Origin of the sequence: Candidatus Erwinia dacicola, assembly GCF_001756855.1 — a bacterium.
Taxonomy (GTDB): domain Bacteria; phylum Pseudomonadota; class Gammaproteobacteria; order Enterobacterales; family Enterobacteriaceae; genus Erwinia; species Erwinia dacicola.
Map to the genome: position 1 here is coordinate 1 of NZ_MAYS01000469.1, position 1,628 is coordinate 1,628.

At 47.5% G+C, this 1,628-nt stretch carries 2 protein-coding genes; both read right to left on the reverse strand.

Translation table 11 applies throughout. The features are described 5' to 3' along the window. Positions 1-115 precede the first annotated feature (115 nt). Complete coding sequence (gene arcA / locus BBW68_RS12425; protein ID WP_070135605.1) at positions 116-832, reverse strand: two-component system response regulator ArcA; 717 nt, start codon at positions 830-832, stop codon at positions 116-118. A gap of 556 nt (positions 833-1,388) precedes the next feature. Beyond that, positions 1,389-1,628 (reverse strand): integrase core domain-containing protein (locus BBW68_RS12430; protein WP_148127666.1); only part of this gene is annotated, 240 nt, incomplete at its 5' end.

Genomic DNA, 1,628 nt, shown 5'->3' on the forward strand with positions numbered 1-1,628 from the left:
GAACCTCTCGACCGTAAAATAATCCTTACGCTAAGTCTCACATGGGGCGCTTACGATTATACCGTGGGGAAGTCGATAGTTTGTAGGGGTGAGGCATGCCTCACCCGCATTAACATTAATCCTGCAAATCGCCGCAGAAGCGGTACCCTTCGCCGTGGATGGTGGCGATGATTTCCGGGGTGTCCGGAGTCGATTCGAAATGCTTACGGATGCGGCGGATAGTCACGTCGACGGTACGGTCGTGCGGTTTCAGTTCGCGGCCGGTCATTTTCTTCAGCAGATCGGCACGAGTCTGGATCTTGCTAGGGTTTTCGCAAAAATGCAGCATGGCGCGGAATTCGCTACGCGGCAGCTTGTACTGTTCGCCCTGTGGGCTGACCAGTGAGCGGCTGTTGATATCCAGCTCCCAGCCGTTAAAGCGGTAGGCTTCAACCAGATTACGTTCTTCACTCACTGCCGCTAGGTTTATGGTGCGTGAAAGCAGGTTGCGTGCGCGAATGGTTAATTCCCGCGGATTGAACGGTTTGGTGATGTAATCATCTGCACCGATTTCGAGGCCGAGGATCTTGTCCACCTCATTATCGCGACCGGTGAGGAACATCAAGGCAACATCGGCCTGCTCGCGCAGCTCACGCGCCAGCAGCAGGCCATTTTTACCCGGCAGGTTGATGTCCATAATCACCAGATTGACGCCATTTCCAGTCAGGATCTGGTGCATTTCAGCTCCGTCTGTAGCTTCATAAACCATGTAGCCTTCGGCTTCAAAAATACTTTTGAGCGTATTACGAGTGACTAATTCGTCTTCAACGATAAGTATGTGCGGGGTCTGCATGTGTTCGCTACCTAAAATTCCCAACAATATCGAAACAGGGTATACCGCTGTTGCCGCTGGCAAAACACAGTATTCAGGGCCAGAAGCATAACAACAGCAGTACAGAATTATGTTCTTGATACATCATCCATTACGCAACAAAACAACGCTTAGTTGACTTATATCAAACCAATTTTAGCACGTTAACACTTTCGTGAAAAACTCTTCCTAGGTTCCAGCTTAGCTCACAAACCAGTAAAGAAGGTCACCTTTTAGCGCAAATGGTTAATAGCGGGTTTACGTTGTTTTTAATAAATGTTAATTGATAGATAGATAGTGTTTTTCTATGTGAAAAACCAATTTTTATAGGTTGATCAATGAAAGAATTGAGTATAATACTGCATCCAACGGATTTAAATCGGCGGGGAATAGCATAGCTTTACGGTTGATTAATGTCGTTTGGATTTTTAAAGGCAGGAATGGCAAAGTGGGCACCGTCATTTTTTGGCACTGTTGCAAAGATATTGATGAGTTAGCCTTTCGTGTTATTGAAATGTCTTATCTTTCAAAGACTGTATCAACTAATACTGGCCACAGCATTAGACTGTAAGTAGTACAGCCGCTCAGATTCGTTGGGCGTCAGACCACCGTTATACCAATGGGGCCTGATAGCGCTGTAATATCCCGTTATATAGCGGATTATCGCGCCCTGGGCTTCGCTGAAGCTGTTATAGCCCTTCGTCGGCACCCATTCGGTCTTCAGGCTCCGGAAGAACCGCTCCATAGGGGCGTTATCCCAGCAGTTTCCCCGTCGACT

Coding starts and splice junctions, on each gene's coding strand:
- arcA (WP_070135605.1), bottom strand. CDS start 832: ATGCAGACCCCGCACATACTTATCGTTGAAGACGAATTAGTCACTCGT.